Below are 21,773 nucleotides of genomic sequence, written 5' to 3'. Positions count from 1 at the left end.
TAAAATATGCTCTTTACTGTAATTACTGATTAAAAACAATAAGATGAAACTTTTAGTTTCACTATTTGATTAGTTATAACGATCATTAGTGCAACGGTGATAGTCCTTGCCTATTATTATCCAAACATCGATCGATAATAACCATTTTAAAAGTGGCGTCTTTGTGATTAGGGTCTGTCACGGGAGTCCTCGCTAAAGAGGAGTATCTCCATCCGGTATCAGTCATCGGAACTCCCCTACAGGGCTGGTATTTTTTTATATGGCTAAATTATGCTTAATTTTCTTTACGCTCATACTGATTTTAAAATTATTGTGGCTTCTCTTTCAGGAGCGATGGTCAGCATCCTTACGCAACAGCGATTTGATCGTTATCGCAGACCTGTTGCTTTTTTTATTTCATTCGCAATGGGAATTATCGGTGCTGATGCAACCTTAGAAATAATCAGAATGTTTATACCTGGTGTATTCAGTGATGATCGGAGCATCGGGGCCTTTCTTTGCAGCGCCCTCATTATCACAGTAATTATTAATATTACTGGGAGATTAGATTCGGCAATAAAAACTGAAATAAACAAGCATCGTCAGGAATAAACCAAGTTGTTATCGACTGTATAGACGGGAAAAGAAAGATGAAAACCAGTGAAAAAGGTCTGTTGCTTATTAAGCATTACGAAGGGATGTGCCTGCAGGCTTATCAGTGCGCAGCCGGGGTCTGGACTATTGGCTACGGACATACTGAATGCGTTAGTCCCGGAGACATTATCAGCTCCGAACAGGCTGACATTTTCCTGCGGCAGGATATTACCGTATCTGAAGCGGCCGTCATGCAGTTTGTCCGCGTGCCTCTCAGGCAGAATCAGTTTGATGCACTGGTATCGTTTGTCTTCAACCTTGGAACAGGAAACTTTGCTTCGTCGACGCTGCTGAAGAGGCTCAATGACGGTAATTATAGTGCCGCGGCAAAGGAATTTCCGCGCTGGGTTAATGCGGCGGGGAAAAAACTTACCGGATTGATTAAACGTCGTGAAGCAGAGAAAAATTTATTTTTATTGATTGATGCCGATAATAGAAGTGCTGACTGAGCGCTGTGTCAGTCTCGATCATACCACGATTTATAACTGCACCTAGAGTGGAAAAGCAGCGGCACTGGCATAATCCTGCCGGAGACTGCTACTGTCACCTCAATGAAACTTATATCAAAGTTTTTTTCCGATGGAACTACCTGTATTGCGTCTTTAAAAGTAGTAATTGTAAAATCTATTTTATATTTCCTCTCGCCTCCAAAGAAAAGCGCCAAATCGGGCCCGGTAGCGATTTTAAACAACGTGAAATTCTGGGAAAGCCATTCTCATGAATACTGGTGAAACTCCCGCGTATTATTGTGCAATGGCATTACTTAAACGGGATGGTCGGTGCTTTCTTGCTTTAAATCAGCCCAAATAAACACCGGAACAACGCTATCCAATGCTTTAACGGCAAACTTTAACGAATAATCAGCGCCACTCGGGGAATTAAAATAATGAATACTGCTTTTACCACTATGCGCGTCCTGCGTAATAACAGGCGTAAAGTTTCTACTCGGCCATCTCTCTAAGCAAAATACATCTGAGAAGCACGATTTTTTAAAAATAAGAAGAAATAACCAGCATGACATTGCTTCTGGTTCCTTCTTTGCAATAGTCACTAACCAAGAGTATAAAAAATGTATCTGACCGAAGAAATCCTGGAAAAACTGAACGCCACAGATAAAACAAAGAACAGCAGCCTGAAAGCAGGCATACCTGAAAAGATAACCCTGCCGGATATTATAGTCCGCTCTTTCGCCGAAGTAAAAGAACTGACAGGGGATACCCTCTCCTGGGGCGAGAAGAACTTTCTTTATCAGCAGGCGCAGAAAGAACTGAAAGAGAACAAAATGGTGGAGTCCCGCATCCTGAGCCGGTCCAACCCGCAGCTGGCAAACGCCGTCCGGCTGGGTATCCGCCAGTCACCCATGCTGGACGGTTATGATGACCTGTTTCCGCAGCGGGCTGGCAGCTTCGTGAAGCCCGGCTCCGTGGCCTCCATGTTCTCACCGGCAGGATACCTGACCGAGCTGTACCGTGAGGCCCGGGATCTGCATGCGGATACGTCGCAGTACCATCTGGACACCCGCCGTCCGGACCTGGCCTCACTGTCGCTGTCGCAGGACAATATGGATGACGAGCTGTCCACCCTTGCCCTGTCAAACGAAGTGCTGCTCAGCAACGTTGAGGCGAAGGAAGATAAGGATTATGACGGGGTAATGGAGATGCTCGCTGCCTACAGACAGACAGGAGCGACGCCCTACAGCCAGCCTTATGAAGCCGTCCGGCAGGCCATCATCCTGCAGGACCCGGACTTTACGGCCTTCCGCAATAATCCGGCCGTGGCCGCAAAAATGAATACCGCGTCCCTGCTCGGTATTCAGGCTGACATCCCGCCTGAGCTGCATGCAATCCTGACGGAGGATATTTCTGAAGATAATGCAGATGAGCTGATAAAGAAAAATTTCGGGGATACTGATACCAGTGCATTTAAGAATATTTCGTATCTCGCCCGCTGGTTCGGGCTGACCCGTGATGAGATGAGCTCGCTGCTGGGTCTGGTGAGCACGCCGGGCAACATAACGCCGGGTGTACAGTATTATCAGAACGACCAGCTGGTTTCATTAGTGGAGTCTGACAGTAAGCTTAATGCTGTACTGATGACGCGCATGCCCGGAGGAAATTATAGTCAGTTTGGTTATATCGAGCTGATACCGTTGTCAGGAGATAATTATCAACTGCAGTTTAGCGTCTCAGGCGGATATGTGGGCGCTAGTCATCAAGTCCACGTGGGAACGACGGGACCTAGAAGCTCTGACTTGCTCAACGGCGAAACCATCCCAGCCGTGAACGCGGTTCTTAGCCTGAACGTCACACTTGATAGCGCTAAGCTGACTAAGGGCATCACCATCGGTGTGACACGATACCAAAGTGATGACGCAAGTCCTTATCTATATGCAACCGTGAAGTTCCAACGCAGTGAATATGCTTTCAACATTTTCCTGCTGAAACTCAATAAGCTTATTCGTCTTTACAAGGCCACCGGCTTTTCTCCTGATGATATCCGCAACGTCATAGAAAGCAGCAATAATGACCTGACCATCACAGAAAACGTGCTCAGCCAGCTGTTCCGGGTGAATTACTACATGAAGAATTACGACCTTGGTGTGGATGCCGCAATGGTGTTGTCCGGCGCGAATATCGGACATACAGCACACGGTAATCAGACCAGCGCGTTCACCCGCCTGTTTAATACCCCGCCGCTGAATAACAAGCTGTTTTCCGCAGACGGTTCGGTACTGGACCTGGAACCCGGCAAGTCTGACGATACTTTCCGCCTCGGGGCGCTCAAGCGCGCACTGCAGGTTGACGATGCCGGGTTGTATACTCTTTACACCCTGACCATTACAGACAAAGACGCCGGGGGGAATGCCATTGCTTTTACCACCACCCCTGACAACCTTTCTGCACTTTACCGCACCCGGCTGCTGGCAGAGGTAAACCAGCTTACGGTCACCGAACTGAGCCTGCTATTTTCCGTTTCGCCTTATGCGGGTCAGAAACTGGATACGCTGGCAGGCGATGCCCTGAGCGGGCTGCCCGGTGCGCTTAAACGGTATACGCAGTGGCTGAAAGAGATGAACTGGACCGTCAGTGACCTGTACCTGATGCTGACCGACAGTTACAGCACCGTGCTGTCGCCGGACATTCAAAACCTAATTACCACCCTGAAAAACGGCCTGTCGAAACAGGGCCTTTCCGGTAAGAATGCGGATCTTATCACCGCCGCCGCGCCGTTTATTGCCGCAGCAACCCAGCTGGACTCGGCCGAAAAGGCGGTGGCTATTCTGCAGTGGCTGAACCAGCTTAAGCCACAGGGGCTAACGGTGGCAGATTTTCTAGGACTGGTCGATAATGACAGCCGGACTGATGAACAAACCACCTCGCTGGTTTCTTTCTGCCAGGTGATGGGGCAGCTGGCCCTGATTGTGCGTAATACTGGTCTGAGCTCACAAGAGCTGGCGTGGGGGGTTGCGCATCCCACTATTATCAACGAAAAAGCCACCGCGCTGGGGCACGATATCGCTACGCTGCATGAACTGACGCAACTGCACGCGTTTCTGGCCCGCTGCGGCACGCACGCTTCTGAAATCCTCACCTCGCTAAGCGGTGATGGCACGTCAGAAAAAAATAACCTTGCCGTCAAAACCGTGGCGACTGCGCTTGCTCTGGACGAGCAGGTGCTGCAGCAGGCACTTGCGCGGACCTCCCCATGCGCGTATTTCTACAGCTGGATACACCTGCGGAACGCCCTGCAGTGGCTGGACGTCGCCGACACCTTTGGCATCACACCGGCAAACGTGGCCGCAATGACTATGCTCACATACGCCTCTCCGTATGCTGACTGGGTGGCCACCAGCCATGCCCTTCAGGCGGGGCTGAATGTACAGCAGACCGCGCAGCTTAGCGCCACGCTGGATGAGGCGCTAAGCGCGGCCGCCAGTGCTTATGTGATTAAAAATATTGCCCCGTCACAGGTGACAGACCGCGACAAGCTATACGGCTGGCTGCTGATTGATAATCAGGTGTCGGCACAGATAAAAACCACGCGGATTGCAGAGGCGATTGCCAGCGTGCAGCTGTATGTAAACCGGGCACTGAGCGGCCAGGAAGGCAGCGTGGATAAAGCGGTAAAATCCCGGCAGTTCTTTAGTGCCGACTGGGACACTTATAATAAACGTTACAGCACCTGGGGCGGCGTCTCGGAGCTGGTTTACTATCCGGAAAACTACGTTGACCCGACGCTGCGCATCGGACAGACCAGCATGATGGACGAAATGCTGCAGACGCTCAGCCAGAGTCAGATTAATGCCGACACTGTTGAAGATGGATTTAAGAAGTATCTCACCGATTTTGAAGAAGTTGCTAATTTAAAAATTCTTTCAGCTTATCATGATAAAGCGAATGTTAATCAGGGGAAAACCTGGTTTATAGGTAGCAGTCAGACTACCCCAAAAAAATATTACTGGCGTAATGTGGATCATAGTAAGGGTAATGATGGTATTTTTACTGCTAATGCATGGACCGAATGGCATGAGATTAGTTGCGCCATAAATCCTGTTGAAGGTTTTATTTGTCCCGTAAGGTTCAATTCTCGGCTGTATGTTTGCTGGATTGAGAAAGTAAAAAATAAAAGTGATGGCGGGACGTCGGATATAATTAATTACTACCTGAACTTGGCTCATCTCAGGTATGATGGCTCATGGTCATCCCCTTTCAGTTATGATATGTCACTTAATTTTGGTGGGGTTGCTTTTGACGCGAAAGCGTATGGATTGTATAGCGCTGAATATCAAGATGAGGGGACGCTGTTAATCTATATTCATAGCAAGAAAGCTGAATACAGTATTTCTGACCTTCCGGCGGTTGAGGGTGTTTACGTTTACTCTGACATGAGTGTTGGTAAAATTGATGATGAGCGTGCGAAAGGATTGGTTAAGTTATCACTTAATCAACTGGATACAATATCAGAGGTAAAGGCCAGTGCGTTAATAAGTGAAATTAAAAGTGTTGATTTTCAGGTCGGGCCCATAGATAACGACGGGGTTTTTTCCATTGAACTTCAGATGGATGATATAGTCACCTCAGCCTCATCAGCCGGAGAGTTGAATGTAATATTATCTCCTGAAATTAATGTATCATACAAAATCCCCTGCACTGATGAGCAGGTTTTTCTGTCCGAGTTGGCGTCTAACAGTAATTTAAATAAAGTATATGTTTGTGATGGCTCGAAATTTAGATACATTGATGCAAAAAATGGTATTTATTCTGACCTGGCTTTCCTGATTACATCGGAAATTCAATCATTAGATGAAAAAATATATTTATATTTAGCATGCTACCTGACAGGTGAAGTACCTGAACCTGAATTGTCATCAGCTTCTATCATGAGTGGCAACGTAGCTTGTGATCCCATTTTTAGTAATTTTAAAAAAATATATTCGGACAGTAATGTGAGCGTGTACAGAGCGGAGGCGGAAAAAAATCCGCTGATGAACCTAGAGAAGTGTAATGACCTTGAATTAAAGGCAAAGGACAGGCCGGATTTATATTTCAGATACTATTCCGACTACGGCACTCTCACTCCATTGGTTGCGACACGATTTGCATTTGAAGATGTTATATTTTCAATCCCAGGCCCTGCGAGCGACGTTAAAACATGGAGTTTTAGCGAGCATCGAATCTCCTCCCCTAAGTTTAGCCTAAAAAAAATGGCATTTACATTCGGCCCACTAAGCTTTGTGGTTGATGAACCATGGGTTGAAGCAGATAAAAAGATTGCTATAACAACATCTTTTTCTGCAACTAACTTAAATAACAATAAATCCTTAGGGACTGCCACCCTGACAGTAACAAAAAATGATGATAAAGAATTTATTAAATTATTGTCGGCAGATGATGGCGCCCAGTACATGGCGTCGGGCGTACGCAGAACCCGACTTAATACACTCTTTGCAAGGCAGCTTATTGTGAAGGCTGATCTGGGTATTGACTCAATACTTGCAATGGATACACAAAAAATACAGGAGCCCATGCTCGGTAAAGGATTCTACGCTGAGTTTACCCTGCCGCCATACAATGAAAGCATTCACGGCAGCATTCGGGCATTTACCCTTAACAGCAGAAATATTTTTAATGGCGACAAACACGTTGTGTATTCTGGGGTACTGACTGACAACGAATTAAACGTAAAACTGTTTATTCCCGCCCCTGTTGAAAGTAAGCGAACTGGTGATGACTACATTGCCAAAATATTTCTGCTCACCGACAAAACAACTCAAGATATAGACCATGTAGGAGCTCACTTTAAATATACGAATAGTGATAAAACTGCAGTGGAGTTGAATCTGTCAATATCAGATATCAGCATGTTTTCCTCCGTGGTGGTGCTGAACAACCAGACAACCGAACCGATGGACTTTAACGGCGCCAATGCTCTCTATTTCTGGGAGCTTTTCTACTATTCACCTATGATGGTATTTAAGCGTCTGCTTAACGAAAGTAAATTTACTGAAGCTACCCGATGGCTACATTATATCTGGAATCCTGCCGGATATCTGGTTGACGGGGAAATACAGGATTATTACTGGAACGTGCGCCCGCTGGAGGAAGAAACCACCTGGCACGCGGATCCGCTGGATTCAGTAGACCCGGATGCGGTATCCCAGGCAGACCCGCTGCACTATAAGGTCGCCACCTTTATGTCTTACCTTGATTTGCTCATCGCGCGCGGCGACCAGGCTTACCGTCAGCTGGAGCGCGATACGCTCAACGAAGCCAAAATGTGGTACGTGCAGGCCCTGGACATCCTTGGCGATGAGCCGTACCTTGCACAGGGCACAGGTTGGGCTTCTCCGCGCCTCAACGAGGCGGCAGATAAAACCACTCAAAAAAACGTACAGCAGAACCTGATGGCGATACGTCAGCCGGTTTTCTCCGGTGAACTGCGCACCGCAAACTCACTGACCGGACTGTTCCTGCCCCAGCAGAACGAGAAGCTGGCAGGCTACTGGCAGACGCTGAACCAGCGCCTGTACAACCTGCGTCACAACCTCTCCATCGACGGTAACCCGTTGTCGCTTTCCGTCTACGCTACGCTGGCAGACCCGGCGGCGCTGCTCAGTGCTGCGGTTAATGCCTCATCGGGCGGCGGTGACCTGCCTGCTGCCGTCATGCCGCTTTACCGCTTCCCGGTGATTCTCGACAGTGCGCGCAGTCTGGTAAATCAGCTCACGCAGTTTGGCAGCACCCTGCTCAGTATTACCGAGCGTCAGGATGCTGAGGGACTGTCTGAGCTGCTGCAGACTCAGGGCAGCGCCCTCGTCCTGCAGAGTATTGCACTGCAGGATAAAGAAATTGCCGCCCTGGATGCCGACAGGGCGGCACTGGCAGAGAGCCGCAGCGGCGCACAGTCGCGCCTTGATAGCTACACCACGCTGTATGATGAGGACGTAAATACCGGGGAAAAACAGGCCATGGACCTCTTCCTGTCGTCGTCTGTCATTGCCGACGGAGGGCAGGCCTTCCACACTACTGCCGGAGCCCTTGACCTGGCACCCAACATCTTTGGTTTAGCGAACGGCGGGTCGCGCTGGGGGGCTGCGTTTAGTGCGCTGGGCAGCATTGCCGCCATGTCGGCTTCGGCCATCCGCACCGCCGGGGAGCGCATCAGCCAGTCGGAGGCCTACCGCCGCCGCCGTCAGGAGTGGGAAATTCAGCGTAATGCGGCGCAGTCCGACGTGAAGCAGATTGATGCCCAGCTGGCCTCCCTGGCGGTGCGCCACGAGGCCGCCGTGCTGCAGAAAGCCTATCTGGAGACCCAGCAGGCACAGACGCAGGCACAGATGACTTTCCTGCAGAATAAGTTCACCAGCAATGCGCTGTATAACTGGCTACGCGGCAAGCTGGCGGCCATCTACTATCAGTTTTATGACCTGACGGTATCCCGCTGCCTGATGGCGCAGGAGGCATACAAATGGTCACTGGAGATCGATTCAGCCACCTTCATCCGTCCCGGCGCCTGGCAGGGAACCTATGCCGGCCTGATGGCGGGCGAAACCCTGATGCTGAACCTGACGCAGATGGAGCAGGAATACCTGAAAAAAGAAGAACGCGAGAAAGAGGTCACGAGCACCGTCTGTCTGTCGCAGTTCTATGCCGGCTTGCCTACCGATGCCTTCGTGCTGGCTGACCAGGTGGTCTCGCTGGTGACAAAGGGCTCTGGTGAGGTTGGTACGGGCGAAAATACGCTGTACATGAAGGACAAGCAGCTGCAGGCCAGGCTGAAACTGGCCGATCTGAAAATGGTTACAGACTATCCGGACAGTTTGGGCAAAAAGCGGCGCATCAAGCAAATCAGCGTCACCCTGCCGGCCCTGACCGGACCGTATCAGGACGTGCGGGCGGTGCTCAACTATGGCGGGAGTGTGACTATGCCGCGCGGCTGCGATGCGATTGCCGTATCACACGGCATGAATGACAGCGGTCAGTTCCAGCTGGACTTTAATGACAGCCGCTGGCTGCCGTTTGAGGGGATACCGGTGGATGATGGCGGCTCGCTGACGCTGCGTTTTCCTTACGCGGACAGCAAACAAAAAGACCTGCTGCTCAGTCTTACGGACATCATTCTGCATATTCGCTATACCATCACCGGCTGATATCCCGGCTGTCACCTAGCTCCCTGCGGGGAGCCTGAGGAGAATTTTATGTTACAGAACAGAGAGCAGCCGGGGTTTACGCCTCCATCTTTACCTTCCGGCGGCGGTGCCATTACTGGCCTGAAAGGCGATGTGGCCGCAGCAGGGCCGGACGGGGCAGCGACGCTGAGCGTGCCGCTGCCAGTCAGCGCCGGACGGGGTTATGCCCCGGACCTGACGCTCGGTTACCACAGCCGGTCTGGTAATGGTCCCTTTGGCATGGGCTGGGGTGTCACTCTGCCGGCCATCCGGCGACGCACGAATAAAGGCGTGCCGCGCTATGACGACAGCGATGAATTTACCGGTCCGGATGGAGAGGTAGTGGTGCCGGTACTCGCGGGTAACGGCGCTCCGGAAACCCGGGCTGCCTGCCAGCTTCTGGGCGTAAACCCGGGCGGGAATTACACCGTCTGCGGCTATCGCTCACGTACGGAGACCAGCTTCAGTCGTCTGGAATACTGGGTGCCGGAAAGCGGCAACGGTCAGGACTTCTGGGTGTGGTACGGCCCGGACGGCCAGGTGCAGCTGTTCGGGCGTAATCCGCAGGCCCGCATCAGCCAGCCCGACAGTCCGGCGCAGACCGCCGTCTGGCTGATGGAATCCTCCGTGTCGCTGACCGGGGAGCAGATTTACTGGCAGTACCGGGCGGAGGATGAGGTGGGCTGCGGTGATGCCGAAATAACGGCCCATCCCGCCGCGACGGCACAGCGTTATCTGACGGCCGTCTGGTACGGCAACCGTAAAGCAGCCCGGGCATTACCGGCCCTGGTCTCTGAGCCGCTGGCCACCGACTGGCTGTTCACTCTGGTGCTGGACTACGGAGAACGCCAAACTGAGCTGGCCCCGGCCTGGCTCGCACCGGGGAGCGGGAACTGGCCCTGCCGGCAGGACTGCTTTTCCGGCTGGGAATATGGCTTTGACGTCCGTACCCGTCGTCTGTGTCATCAGGTGCTCATGTACCATGCCGTCACCGCGCTGGCCGGCAATGAAACGCAGGGGGATGAGCCGCAACTGGTTGCCCGGCTGTGGCTGAGCTATAACGAAGGACCGTCAGCATCCACCCTGAAAACCGTGCAGCAGGCCGGGTATGAGCCGGACGGTACCCTGCGGACACTGCCGCCCCTCACGTTTGACTGGCAGGTATTCACGCCCCCTGCGTCGGCTGACTGGCAGCTGCGGCAGGATATGGGCAACCTGAACCTGTTCCAGCCTTACCAGATGATTGACCTTAACGGAGAAGGGCTGGCGGGCATTCTGTATCAGGACGGCGGGGCATGGTGGTATCGCGCCCCGCAGCGTGCGCCGGGCGATGATCCGGATAAGGTAACCTGGGGCAGAGCCGCTCCGCTGCCTGACATGCCAGCCCTGCGCAATGGAGGCGTCTTTGCCGACCTGAACGGTGATGGCTGGCTGGAGTGGGTGGTGACTGCCCCCGGCGTGGCGGGCCGGCATGATCGTACACCTGAATGTGAATGGCGGCATTTTACCCCGCTGTCGGCACTGCCGGTGGAGTATGCCCACCCGCGCGCGCAGCTTGCCGATATCACCGGTGCTGGCATGACGGACCTGGTCCTGACGGGTCCACGTAGCGTCCGGCTGTATGCCGGTACGGGTGACGGATGGGGCAGGGCGCAGACGGTGATTCAGGCAGATGGGATTACCCTGCCGGTGCCCGGCGCCGACGACCGGGTGATGGTGGCGTTTAGCGATATGGCCGGCAGCGGTCAGCAGCACCTGGTAGCGGTCTGTGCCCGAGGTGTGCGGTACTGGCCGAATCTGGGTCACGGGCGCTTCGGACAGCCGGTGGACCTGCCCGGTTTCAGTCAGTCGGTCACCACATTTAACCCGGACCAGTTGTACCTGGCTGACATTGACGGGTCAGGTACCACCGACCTGATTTATGCCCTGACTGACCGCGTGCAGGTGTATATCAACCAGAGCGGCAACCGCTTTGCCGCGCCGTTTTCTGTGGCATTACCCGACGGGGTACGTTACGACCGCACCTGCAGCCTGCAGCTGGCCGATGTTCAGGGGCTGGGCGTGGCGAGCCTGGTCCTGACGGCACCGCATCCGGCTCCCCGGCACTGGATCTGCCATCTTTCGGCGGAGAAGCCCTGGCTACTGAGCGGGATGAACAACAGTATGGGGGCTGACCACCGGTTGGGTTACCGCTCTTCAGCCCAGTTCTGGCTGGATGAGAAGGCCAGTTTCCTCGCGGCCGGGGGCTCCCCGCTCGTCTGCAGGCTACCGTTTGCCCTTCATACCCTGTACCGCGCCGAAGTGACCGATGAAATCACCGGCAATCGGCTGGTCAGCACGGTGCGTTACCGTCATGGGACTTGGGACGGGCGCGAGCGGGAGTTCCGGGGCTTCGGGTTTGTGGAAGTCACGGATAGTGATCCGCTGACCAGCAGTGTCACCGACGGAGAGGTCAGCCCGCCGGCTGTTAACCGCAGCTGGTACGCCACCGGCCTGACGGAGACGGACGGGCGCCTGGCGGAAGAGTTCTGGCAGGGTGACCCGGCGGCGTTTACCGGCTTCACGCCGCGCTTTACCACCGGCAGCGGAGATGATGAACAGGCTTACACCCCGGATGAAGCCATGGCGTTCTGGCTGAATCGCGCAATGAAGGGCGTGATGCTGCACAGCGAACTGTACGGAGATGACGGCAGCCGTCAGGCGGACATTCCCTATACAGTAACGGAAAACCGCCCGCAGATACGGCTGGTTGAGGCCCGGGGAGCCTGCCCGGTAACCTGGCTTAGCATTGCAGAAACTCGCACATACGTATATGAACGGGTCAGCAGTGACCCGCAGTGCAGTCAGCAGGTGCTGCTGTCCAGCGACGAGCACGGACAGCCACTGAAGCAGGTTACCCTCCGCTATCCCCGCCGACCTGAGCCGGCAGTCAGCCCCTATCCGGACACGCTGCCGGAGACGCTGTTTGCGGGCAGTTATGACGAACAGCAGCTGGTACTGCATCTTTCGCTCGTGCAGAGCAGCTGGCATACCCTGGCGGACATCGACGCCGGTGTCTGGTTGCCGGGGCTGCCGGACGCCTCGCGCAGCGATGTGTTCAGCCATCCTGCTGCCGCCGTTCCGGCCGGCGGTATCACTCTTGAACTGCTGCAGAAAAACGGGGGACTGCTGACCGGCGCGCAGTCTGCGATCTTTACCGGGCAGAAGCAGGTCTGGTACCTGGATGCCGGTGAGAAAGCGACAACCGGGACACCGGCCTTCCCGCCGCTGATGGCCTTCAGTGAAACCGCCATCCTTGATGAAAATATGGTGGCTTCCCTGGCGGGCACGGTCACCGAAGATGCCCTTGCTCAGGCGGGGTATCGGCGGGCGGCTTATCTTTTCCCGCGCAGTGAAAAGGCAGAAAAACTACTCTGGACGGTGCGGCAGGGTTTCAGCACCTACGCCGCCGCCGAGCACTTCCGGCTGCCGGAAACTTACTGCGACACTCTGCTGACCGGCGCGGTCACCGTCACACGGGATGCGCACGACTGCGTGGTCACCCGGGTGCAGGATGCGGCCGGGCTGACCACGACAGCCGAATATGACTGGCGTTTCCTGACGCCGGTCAGGGTGACGGATGAGAACGACAATGTCCATACCGTCACCCTGGATGCGCTGGGGCGGATGACCACCCTTCGCTTCTGCGGTACAGAAGACGGGAAGGCGGTGGGTTACAGTGATACTACGATGGCAGTTCCGCTATCCGCCAGTGAGGCGTTGGCCCTGACGGCACCGCTGCCGGTCTCACAGTGTGTTGTGTACATGACGGACAGCTGGATGCCGGAGTGGGATGACCGACTGCCGCCGCACGTCGTGACGCTGACGACGGACCGTTTTGACGGTGACCCCGCGCAGCAGGTTCGCCAGCAGGTGGCCTTCGGCGACGGCTCTGGCCGGATACTGCAGGCTGCTGCCCGTCAGGTGGAGGGCGACGCCTGGCAGCGGTCGGATCATGGTGCCCTGGTTAAAGGTCCGGACGACTCTCCGGCCACAGTGCACACGGCGACGCGCTGGGCGGTGACCGGGCGCACGGAGTACGACAACAAGGGGCAGCCCGTGCGGACGTACCAGCCGTATTTCCTCAGCAGCTGGAAATACGTCAGCGACGACAGCGCGCGGCAGGATCTGTACGCCGATACCCATTTTTATGACCCGGCCGGCCGTGAATACCAAGTGAAGACGGCGAAGGGCTGGCTGCGCAGGACGCTGTTCACGCCGTGGTTTGTGGTGAGCGAGGATGAGAACGAGACTGCATCCTGAAACGGTTCCGTTTAACCCTTACTGGCAGCACCGCTGCCAGTATTTTCCAGCGAGTACGAGTGATATTTTATGACAGCCATATCCCTTTACAGCAGCACCCCTTCGGTCACGGTCCTCGACAGCCGCGGCCTCACCGTGCGCGATATTGTGTACCACCGCCATCCCGACACCCCCCATACGACAAACGAACGCATTACGCGCCACCGGTACAGTGCCCGCGGCTTTCTGACGCAGAGCACTGACCCGCGCCTGCACGCAGCGGGGCTGGCGAACTTCCGACACATCACTGACCTGGCGGGAGGCGTCCTGGTTACCGTCAGCGCTGACGCCGGCACCACCGTCAGCCTGAACGACGCCGCCGGCCGGCCGTTTCTGACGGTCAGTAATATCCGCACCACAGGCGACGGCGCGCAGGACCGAAGCCAGGCGGTGACCCGCACCTGGCGGTATGAGAACGCCTCCCTGCCCGGCCGCCCGCTGAGCATCACGGAGCAGCCAGCAGGCGGCCCGCCCCGGGTCACGGAGCGCTTCGTCTACGCCGGCGACACTGATGCAGAAAAAGCCCGCAACCTGGCAGGCCGGTGCGTCAGCCACTACGACACCGCCGGCCTGATGCAGACGGACAGCATCGCCCTGACCGGCGTGCCGCGCTGCGTCAGCCGCCGCCTGCTGAAGGACGCGGACAACCCCGATGTGGCAGCCGACTGGCAGGGCGCGAACGCCTCAGCCTGGAACGACCGGCTGGCCGCTGAGACATTCACCACCCTGACCGCCGCGGACGCAGGCGGGGCGGTGCTGACCACCACCGACGCCAGGGGCAACCTGCAGCGCGTGGCATACGACGTGGCCGGCCTGCTGTCGAGCAGCTGGCTGACGCTGAAAGGCGGCGCGGAGCAGGTTATCGTGGCCTCCCTGACGTACTCCGCCGCCGGGCAGAAGCTGCGCGAGGCGCACGGCAACGGCGTCGTAACCACCTACACCTACGAGCCGGAGACGCAGCGCCTGATCGGGATTAAAACGGAGCGTCCGGCCGGGCATGCCGCCGGGGCGAAGGTGCTGCAGGACCTGCGCTATGAGTACGACCCGGTCGGCAACGTCCTGAAGGTCAGCAACGACGCGGAAGAGACGCGCTTCTGGCGCAACCAGAAGGTGGTGCCGGAAAACACGTACGTTTACGACAGCCTGTACCAGCTGGTCCGCGCCACCGGGCGCGAGACGGCCGGAGCCGGTCAGCTGGGCAGCCGTCTTCCTTCCGCCACCGTTCCCCTCCCCGCCGACAGCTCTGCGTATACAAACTACACCCGTACCTACAGCTACGACGAAGCCGGCAACCTGACGCAAATCAGGCACAATGCACCGGCCACAAACAACAGTTACACCACAGACATCACCATCAGTAACCGCAGCAACCGGGGCGTGCTGAGCACCCTGACGGAAAATACTGCAGAGGTGGACGCGCTGTTCACCGCCGGCGGCCAGCAGACGCAGCTGCAGCCGGGGCAGTGCCTCATCTGGACGCCGCGTAACGAGCTGCTGAAGGTCACGCCGGTAGCGCGCGACGGGGCGGCCGACGACCGGGAAAGCTACCGCTACGACGCCGACAGCCAGCGCGTGCTGAAGGTCTGCGTGCAGAAAACCGGCAGCAGCACGCAGGCGCAGCGGGTGCTGTATCTGGCGGGGCTGGAGCTTCGCACAACAAAATCCGGCGACGCAGAAACGGAAAGCCTGCAGGTTATCAAGGCGGACGAGGCGGGCCGGGCGCAGGTGCGTGTGCTGCACCGGGAGAGCGGAAAACCGGATGGCATCAGCAATGACCAGCTCCGTTACAGCTACGATAACCTTACCGGCAGCATCGGGCTGGAGCTGGACGGTGACGGGAACGTCATCAGCGCGGAGGAATACTACCCGTACGGGGGCACGGCGGTCCTGACGGCGCGCAGCCAGAGCGAAGTAAATTATAAAACGGTGCGCTACTCAGGTAAGGAGCGGGATGCGACGGGGCTGTACTACTACGGGTACCGGTACTACCAGCCGTGGGCGGGCAGGTGGCTGAGTGCAGATCCGGCGGGGACAGCGGACGGGCTGAACCTGTTCAGGATGGTACGCAATAATCCTGTAACCTTTATCGATAATTATGGCTTAAGCCCGGATAAAAACAAAGCAATGCCGGGATCCTCAAAATCTGAGAGTGAATGGGAAAGAAAACCACTAAGTAGAGAGACTGAAAAAAAATTAGATCTTTTTAAGAGCATTTATTCTTCTGAAGCTGCATACAGTCAGATTAAAGAAATGTCAAAGGGAATACCTAAGTACATTAATCCAGACGCAGTTGTCAAGGAACTAAAGCAGCGACATCCGGATCATTTTGAGGGGCGCTCAGGCAGAACTATAGAGAGTGATTTATATTCCATGGCGTCTAAAATTGATGTATCAATGGTCAGGGATATTAATGATTACATTTACAGGACAAATAAAAGTAAGCATAAAAGGGGAGGCCGTGAATTATATCGCGGGGCTAAAATCACAAAAGAGGACGTTAAGTTTTATGAAGAAATAGACTTACCAATATACAACAAAGAAACACTAACGGCAATTTACAAACCCAGAACAATGCTGTCTTTTTCTGCTAACAGGTCAGTGGCAACCAGCTTTTTTCAAAAAAGGCAGGGTGATGCTAATATTTTGATTGTTTTGGAGAATGGATTTAGTGGCGAGGGAGTAAACACAGCATTATCAGTCAGTGACGAGGCAGAGTATTTATATTCTACAAAGGCTATATTTACGCATCAGTCTTTCCAGAAATTCAGAAATAATTCTGGAGAAATATCTCACTATCAATTGAATCTGAAAGAAATCACTTATTCTCAAGCAGGTGAGTTTGATGAGTCTGTCTTAGCATATCGTACATTATAAGCAGGAAGACAATATGGAATTCAGTCTCTAATCGCGAGTCCGCGCTGGATGTATCTTGTTAAAATAATTCAGGCTGTTTTTCCACAATAGCTTTTGATTTTTCTTTTATTAGTAAACCCAAAGCAGACAATCCGGTGAGACGATTTCCTGTCTCATTTGGGTTGTTTTTATTCCATCCTGATATTAGGTTTTCACCATCTGGAGTTAAACGAGGCCGTTTTCATCATTATGGCACTTTACAGTTATGACCACGTTTTTACTTACGCGCATGGCCTTACACTCCAGAAGCAAATCCTGCGTGCCGCCGAGTGTAAAATCATTGGGCTGAAAAAACCAGCGGAAGCGGCCGGGCCGGAAGGAGCAAGTTGCAGTTGCTCCTGGAGTTCCTATACCCCAGGGATACGTTGAAGGTGACCCGCGTGTACCGCCAGTACGCAGCATTAAGGACCTGTAGGACATTGTGTATGCCCTAAATAGGGGTAGTAAGCCGGAACAGTCCAAAATTTTGTCACGTCTGTCACTTTTCGTCTGATATCAACGTTAGCCGCTCAATCAGGGAATCCAGATCCAGTTCTCTTCCTTCACTGATCAAAGTGTAAGGGCCATTAAGAAAGGTATGTTGCCGCGCCACGGGAGAGAGATGTCTGATACTCTCCAGACCACGTGTATTGCCACTGACTTCATATTTCTGCAAAAGCCGCGACAGCAGAGCTGAAGTGTAATAAATGATCACGCTACTGAGTAACCGTCCGCACTGATTACTGATTTCCTGCTCGCAATCGTTCTGACCTCTCAGTCCATTTTTGCCCCCACCAGCGCAATCGATGCCATGATTCAATGCGGTTTTGTGAGCGGTGGCTGTTTCTGGCTATCTGCGGATCACAAAGATACCGGAGGATGTAAAGACTGCGAAACAGAGACAGCAGGCGGCCCCTTTTCTGCTCTCCTGCTATATTTGCAGCAGGCCCGCTTCAAAGATTTTTTTCGCCTCCTCCTTGCAGCGGTCTTCCATCTGCTTCATATGCCACATCACGGCATTGACCAGATTGTCAGACAACTGACGGTAGCGAAGCCAGACATAACACAGCAGGCATAACCCACTCTGCTCCTGTTTAAGATTGCGCAAATCATGGCTAGTGTAAAAACAGGCCCGGCTGGCAAAATTAAGCATATTTGGTTGTGTAATTACGAGCCCGGGCAGCGGTCGCCGCGCTACCCGGTATAAAGGTGCCAGCCGCTCTATTTTCTTCCGTTCGACGTCCATCTGCCGCCCGCGAAATTTTTGGCTTCCTGTTTCAGCACGGCCAGACCGGACAGAGTGCCTTCTTTCTTCAGGAGTACCTTCAGTCCATTGCGTGTTTCAGTATCAAGGGGGGAGGTGAGAATATCTGCCAGACGCTACCGTTCGGCCATCAGCGCGGTGCTGACGATTTCTACAGAGTGAAATACGCCGGGCGGATGATTTTATTTTCGTTTAGCCAGCAAATGAGTTCCGTTGACACAAACCCCGGGGTAACGTCACGACGTACGAGCTGTACTGCCCAGGAATTAAGTGCTGTAGTAACCGAACCAGACCACAGACGATACCCGAAGAAGTCAGCGATAAGTTTGTGCTGGGCATAGTCTTTATGGTCAGTAATGGTTTTTTAGGGAAAAGAGGCTTCGCTAAAGTAACGCCAGGCCACAAACCTGTAATCTCCCTCCACTTCCTGAGGCGTAAAGCGAAAGAAGGCATGCTTGGCTTTGAAATAACCCATCTGCACGATGCAGTAACTGCGGGCCGGTAAACCAGAACGGCGGGTTGCAAGCTCCAGCTCGGCCGCTGAAAGTGATAAAAATTCTTGCTGCTGTCCCTCATCGAAATCAGGGAGGCCATACAATGCTTCGTATGCGGCATCGTTTAAAATCGATAATCGTACGCTTTTGCCTGTCGCCCTGCCATGCGTTGTCATCCTGACCCCGAAAATTCATGTCCGTAAGAGAATGAGTTTAAGTTACGCAAACGGGTAACCCTTTTGCCACTTCAGGATAAAATCTAAACAGGTGCACCGTGTTTAGCTTCAGTAAAGACTGTGGCATTTACTATGAGAACTTAGATCTCCGCTTTCATCGTTATGGAACACCTGCACAATGTTAACGAAATATCTCTCTCGCCGCGCCGTCGCCTTTACCGTGGCGCTGCTCATCGTTCTTATCATCGCTTTGTTCTTCTTTCTCAGCAGCCCTGATGTGCCGGAATATGTTACGGCTCCAGTGCGCAAAGGCGATATAGAAAATTCAGTTCTGGCGACCGGCCGCATTGACGCGATTGAACGCGTTAACGTAGGGGCGCAGGTATCAGGCCAGGTGAAATCACTGAAAGTGAAGCTGGGCGACCACGTGACAAAAGGGCAGTTGATTGCCGACATTGACGACGAGCCTCAGCGTAATGACTTGCGCAACGTCGAAGCCGCGCTCAACGAAGTGAAAGCCGAACTCCAGTCGAAGCAGGCGCTCCTGAAACAGGCTGAACTGCGTTTTAAACGCCAGCGCCAGATGTTAAGTGAAAATGCCAGTTCGCACGAAGATTTTGAGTCTGCGGAGGCAACGCTTTCCACCACGCGCGCTGAATTACTGTCACTGCATGCTAAATTGGTTCAGGCGCAGATAGAAGTGGATAAGAAAAAGGTCGATCTTGGCTATACGCGAGTCGTAGCGCCGATGGACGGTATTGTTATCGCCGTCATCACTCAGCAGGGGCAGACCGTTAACTCAAGCCAGAGTGCGCCGACCATCATCAAGCTGGCGCGTCTGGACGTCATGACCATTAAAGCGCAGATCTCCGAGGCCGACATCACCCGTATTTCCGCAGGTCAAAAAGCCCGTTTCACTATCTTCTCCGAGCCGGACAAACACTACGACGCGACGCTGCGTACCGTTGAGCTGGCACCGGAGTCGGTGATGAAAGATGACTCACTTGCCAGCAGCAGTTCGGCATCAGGCTCCGGCACCTCAAATGCGTCCGTTTATTACAACGCTCTGCTCGACGTACCTAACCCAGAAAACCGACTCCGTATTGCCATGACTGCGCAGGTTAAGCTGCTTGCTGGCGAAGCCAAAGATACGCTGCTGGTGCCCATTCAGGCAGTGCGCAGAGCCGAGGGAAATAAGCAGCAGGTTCAGGTGCTGGCGGCTGACGGCAAGGTCGAAACCCGGGATGTGAAAACCGGCATCACCAACAGCGTGGATATTCAGATCCTCGAAGGCTTAAAGGTCGGGGAAAATATCGTGCTGTCGCAGCCGGTTGATAAAGCGCCAGGGGAAGGGTTTGTGCTGTGAGAAACATCATTGAGCTAAAAGGCATTAGCCGAACTTACGGCAACGGTGGCCAGGCGCTGACCGTCCTGAAAAAGGTCGATTTGACTATCGAGGCCGGAGAAATGGTGGCGATCATCGGTGCCTCAGGTTCGGGCAAATCAACGCTGATGAACATCATGGGCTGCCTCGACGTACCCGACAGTGGCGATTACTACATCGGCGGGCAAAACGCCGCCCACCTTTCGCCCGATGAACTGGCCAGAGTGCGCCGGGAACATATCGGTTTTATCTTCCAGCGCTACCATTTGATGCCTGACCTTAGCGCGCTTGGCAACGTTGAGATCCCGGCCATTTACGCCAACAGCGAACGCGACAATCGTCGGCTGCGTGCGACCGCACTGCTTGGCAGACTTGGGCTGGAAGGGCGTGAGCACCATAAGCCTAGTGAACTTTCAGGCGGCCAGCAGCAGCGCGTCAGTATTGCCCGAGCGCTGATCAACGGCGGAGAGATAATCCTTGCGGACGAGCCGACTGGCGCGCTGGACTCGCAGTCCGGGCAAGAAGTGTTAGCCATTCTGAGCGAGCTTAATCAGCATGGCCATACCGTAATGATGGTGACCCACGATATGAAGGTCGCCCAGCACGCGAAGCGTATTATTGAGCTGCGTGACGGCGAAATTATCGCTGATAGCGGTATTTGTGTAACTGCGACGGAAACGCTGCCGCCGCCTAAACGCATCCGGCAAAGCCGTTGGAAAACGCTGCTCGATCGTACGCGTGAATCGCTGAAAATGGCGCTAAAAGCGATGAACTCGCACCGCTTACGCACCTCGCTTACCATGACCGGGATTGTTTTCGGTATTGCCGCCGTCGTCACCGTCGTGGCATTGGGTGAGGGTGCCAAGCAGAAGACGCTTGAGAATATTAAAGATCTGGGGACCAACGTGGTCAGCATTTATCCCGGACGAGATTTTTTCGATGACAGCATCGAAGGCATTCGAACGCTGGTACCTGCGGACGCTGATGCGCTGGCCAAGCAAGGATTTATAGATAGCGTAAGCCCGGAAGTTAGCGCCTCAGACAACATTCGTTTTCTCGGTAAATCTGCAACTGCTTCCATCAACGGCGTCGGACGGGATCATTTCCGGGTAAACGGTATTGAGTTATTGCAGGGGGCGACCTTCAGGGACGATCGCAATGCCCTTCAGGAAGTCATTATTGATGAGAACGCCCGCAAGGCGATTTTCGACGACGCGGGGCTACAGGCGCTGGGGCAAATTGTCTTCCTTGGTTCCGTACCGGCACGCGTGGTGGGCATCGCCAAAAGCAACAACCGAAACTATGAGCCAAACCGCATTACCGTGTGGATGCCTTACAGCACGGTGATGTACCGCATGGTAGGCAAAACAACTCTAAACAGCATTAGCGTCAGGCTAAAAGATAATGTGGCTAACGAGGCGGCGGTTAGCGCTATTTCCCAGCTGTTAAACCAGCGTCACGGCGTAAAAGACTTCCAGCTCTATAACTTCGAACAGATCAGAAAATCTATCGAACGCACCTCAATGACCTTCAGCATTTTAATTCTGATGGTCGCCTGTATCTCGCTAATGATCGGCAGTATCGGGGTGATGAACATCATGCTGGTGTCTGTGACAGAACGAACTCATGAAATTGGCGTACGCATGGCGGTAGGTGCGAGACGCAGCGACATCATGCAGCAGTTTATGATTGAGGCCGTACTGGTTTGCCTGATTGGCGGTGCGTTAGGCATCGCGGTGTCGTATGCCGCAGGCGCGCTCTTTACCGCCCTGGCGGGCGGAATGTTCACGGCTATATATTCGTGGCAGGCCGCCGCCACTGCGTTTTTCTGTTCAACCTTAATCGGCATGATCTTCGGTTATCTCCCCGCCCGCAAGGCGGCAAGGATGGACCCGATCGTTTCACTGGCCAGCGAATAACC

At 54.0% G+C, this 21,773-nt stretch carries 8 protein-coding genes and 3 pseudogenes; 8 read left to right on the top strand and 3 right to left on the bottom strand.

The window, feature by feature from the left end; all coding sequences use genetic code 11:
• Nucleotides 1-270: 270 nt before the first annotated feature.
• The 6 genes and pseudogenes from OK412_RS22125 to OK412_RS22100 all read left to right on the top strand — a co-directional run.
• On the top strand, nucleotides 271-591 hold the full coding sequence (locus OK412_RS22125) for a phage holin family protein (RefSeq protein WP_264353573.1): 321 nt from the start codon (nucleotides 271-273) through the stop codon (nucleotides 589-591).
• A gap of 38 nt (nucleotides 592-629) precedes the next feature.
• Entirely contained in the window at nucleotides 630-1,082 is a 453-nt protein-coding gene (locus OK412_RS22120) for a lysozyme (RefSeq protein ID WP_264353572.1), read from the top strand.
• A gap of 620 nt (nucleotides 1,083-1,702) precedes the next feature.
• The gene (locus OK412_RS22115) at nucleotides 1,703-9,283 is read left to right on the top strand and encodes a neuraminidase-like domain-containing protein (protein ID WP_264353571.1); all 7,581 of its coding nucleotides are present in this window, start codon (nucleotides 1,703-1,705) and stop codon (nucleotides 9,281-9,283) included.
• A 48-nt stretch (nucleotides 9,284-9,331) separates the two neighbouring features.
• Nucleotides 9,332-13,603: a SpvB/TcaC N-terminal domain-containing protein gene (locus OK412_RS22110; RefSeq protein ID WP_264353570.1), complete on the top strand. Its 4,272-nt coding sequence runs from the start codon at nucleotides 9,332-9,334 to the stop codon at nucleotides 13,601-13,603.
• A 69-nt stretch (nucleotides 13,604-13,672) separates the two neighbouring features.
• Nucleotides 13,673-16,516 carry an RHS repeat domain-containing protein gene (locus OK412_RS22105; protein ID WP_319633957.1) on the top strand — a complete coding sequence of 948 codons (2,844 nt, stop codon included), beginning with the start codon at nucleotides 13,673-13,675 and terminating at the stop codon, nucleotides 16,514-16,516.
• Nucleotides 16,517-16,744: 228 nt separating this feature from the next.
• Nucleotides 16,745-16,967 (top strand): annotated as a pseudogene (locus OK412_RS22100) (recombinase family protein); the annotation flags it as partial.
• 66 nt (nucleotides 16,968-17,033) lie between these two features.
• Here OK412_RS22100 and OK412_RS23580 read toward each other — a convergent pair.
• From OK412_RS23580 to OK412_RS22090, 3 genes and pseudogenes are all read right to left on the bottom strand, one after another.
• Nucleotides 17,034-17,433, bottom strand: a pseudogene (locus OK412_RS23580) (Tn3 family transposase).
• Nucleotides 17,434-17,465: 32 nt separating this feature from the next.
• A complete protein-coding gene (locus tag OK412_RS22095) occupies nucleotides 17,466-17,780 on the bottom strand; it encodes a hypothetical protein (protein WP_264353569.1) in 315 nt (104 codons plus the stop codon).
• A gap of 169 nt (nucleotides 17,781-17,949) precedes the next feature.
• Nucleotides 17,950-18,468: pseudogene (locus tag OK412_RS22090) on the bottom strand (DUF4158 domain-containing protein).
• Nucleotides 18,469-18,646: 178 nt separating this feature from the next.
• Here OK412_RS22090 and OK412_RS22085 point away from each other — a divergent pair.
• Both OK412_RS22085 and OK412_RS22080 read left to right on the top strand, forming a co-directional pair.
• The gene (locus OK412_RS22085; RefSeq protein ID WP_264353568.1) at nucleotides 18,647-19,834 is read left to right on the top strand and encodes an efflux RND transporter periplasmic adaptor subunit; all 1,188 of its coding nucleotides are present in this window, start codon (nucleotides 18,647-18,649) and stop codon (nucleotides 19,832-19,834) included.
• Nucleotides 19,831-21,771: a MacB family efflux pump subunit gene (locus OK412_RS22080; RefSeq protein WP_264353567.1), complete on the top strand. Its 1,941-nt coding sequence runs from the start codon at nucleotides 19,831-19,833 to the stop codon at nucleotides 21,769-21,771. The genes OK412_RS22085 and OK412_RS22080 overlap by 4 nt, the downstream gene beginning before the upstream one ends.
• Nucleotides 21,772-21,773: the final 2 nt, after the last annotated feature.

It is taken from the genome of Pantoea sp. JV6, assembly GCF_025910055.1.
Lineage (GTDB): Bacteria > Pseudomonadota > Gammaproteobacteria > Enterobacterales > Enterobacteriaceae > Pantoea > Pantoea agglomerans.
Note: the sequence above shows the minus strand (reverse complement) of the source record. Positions and strands in the feature narration are given on the sequence as shown.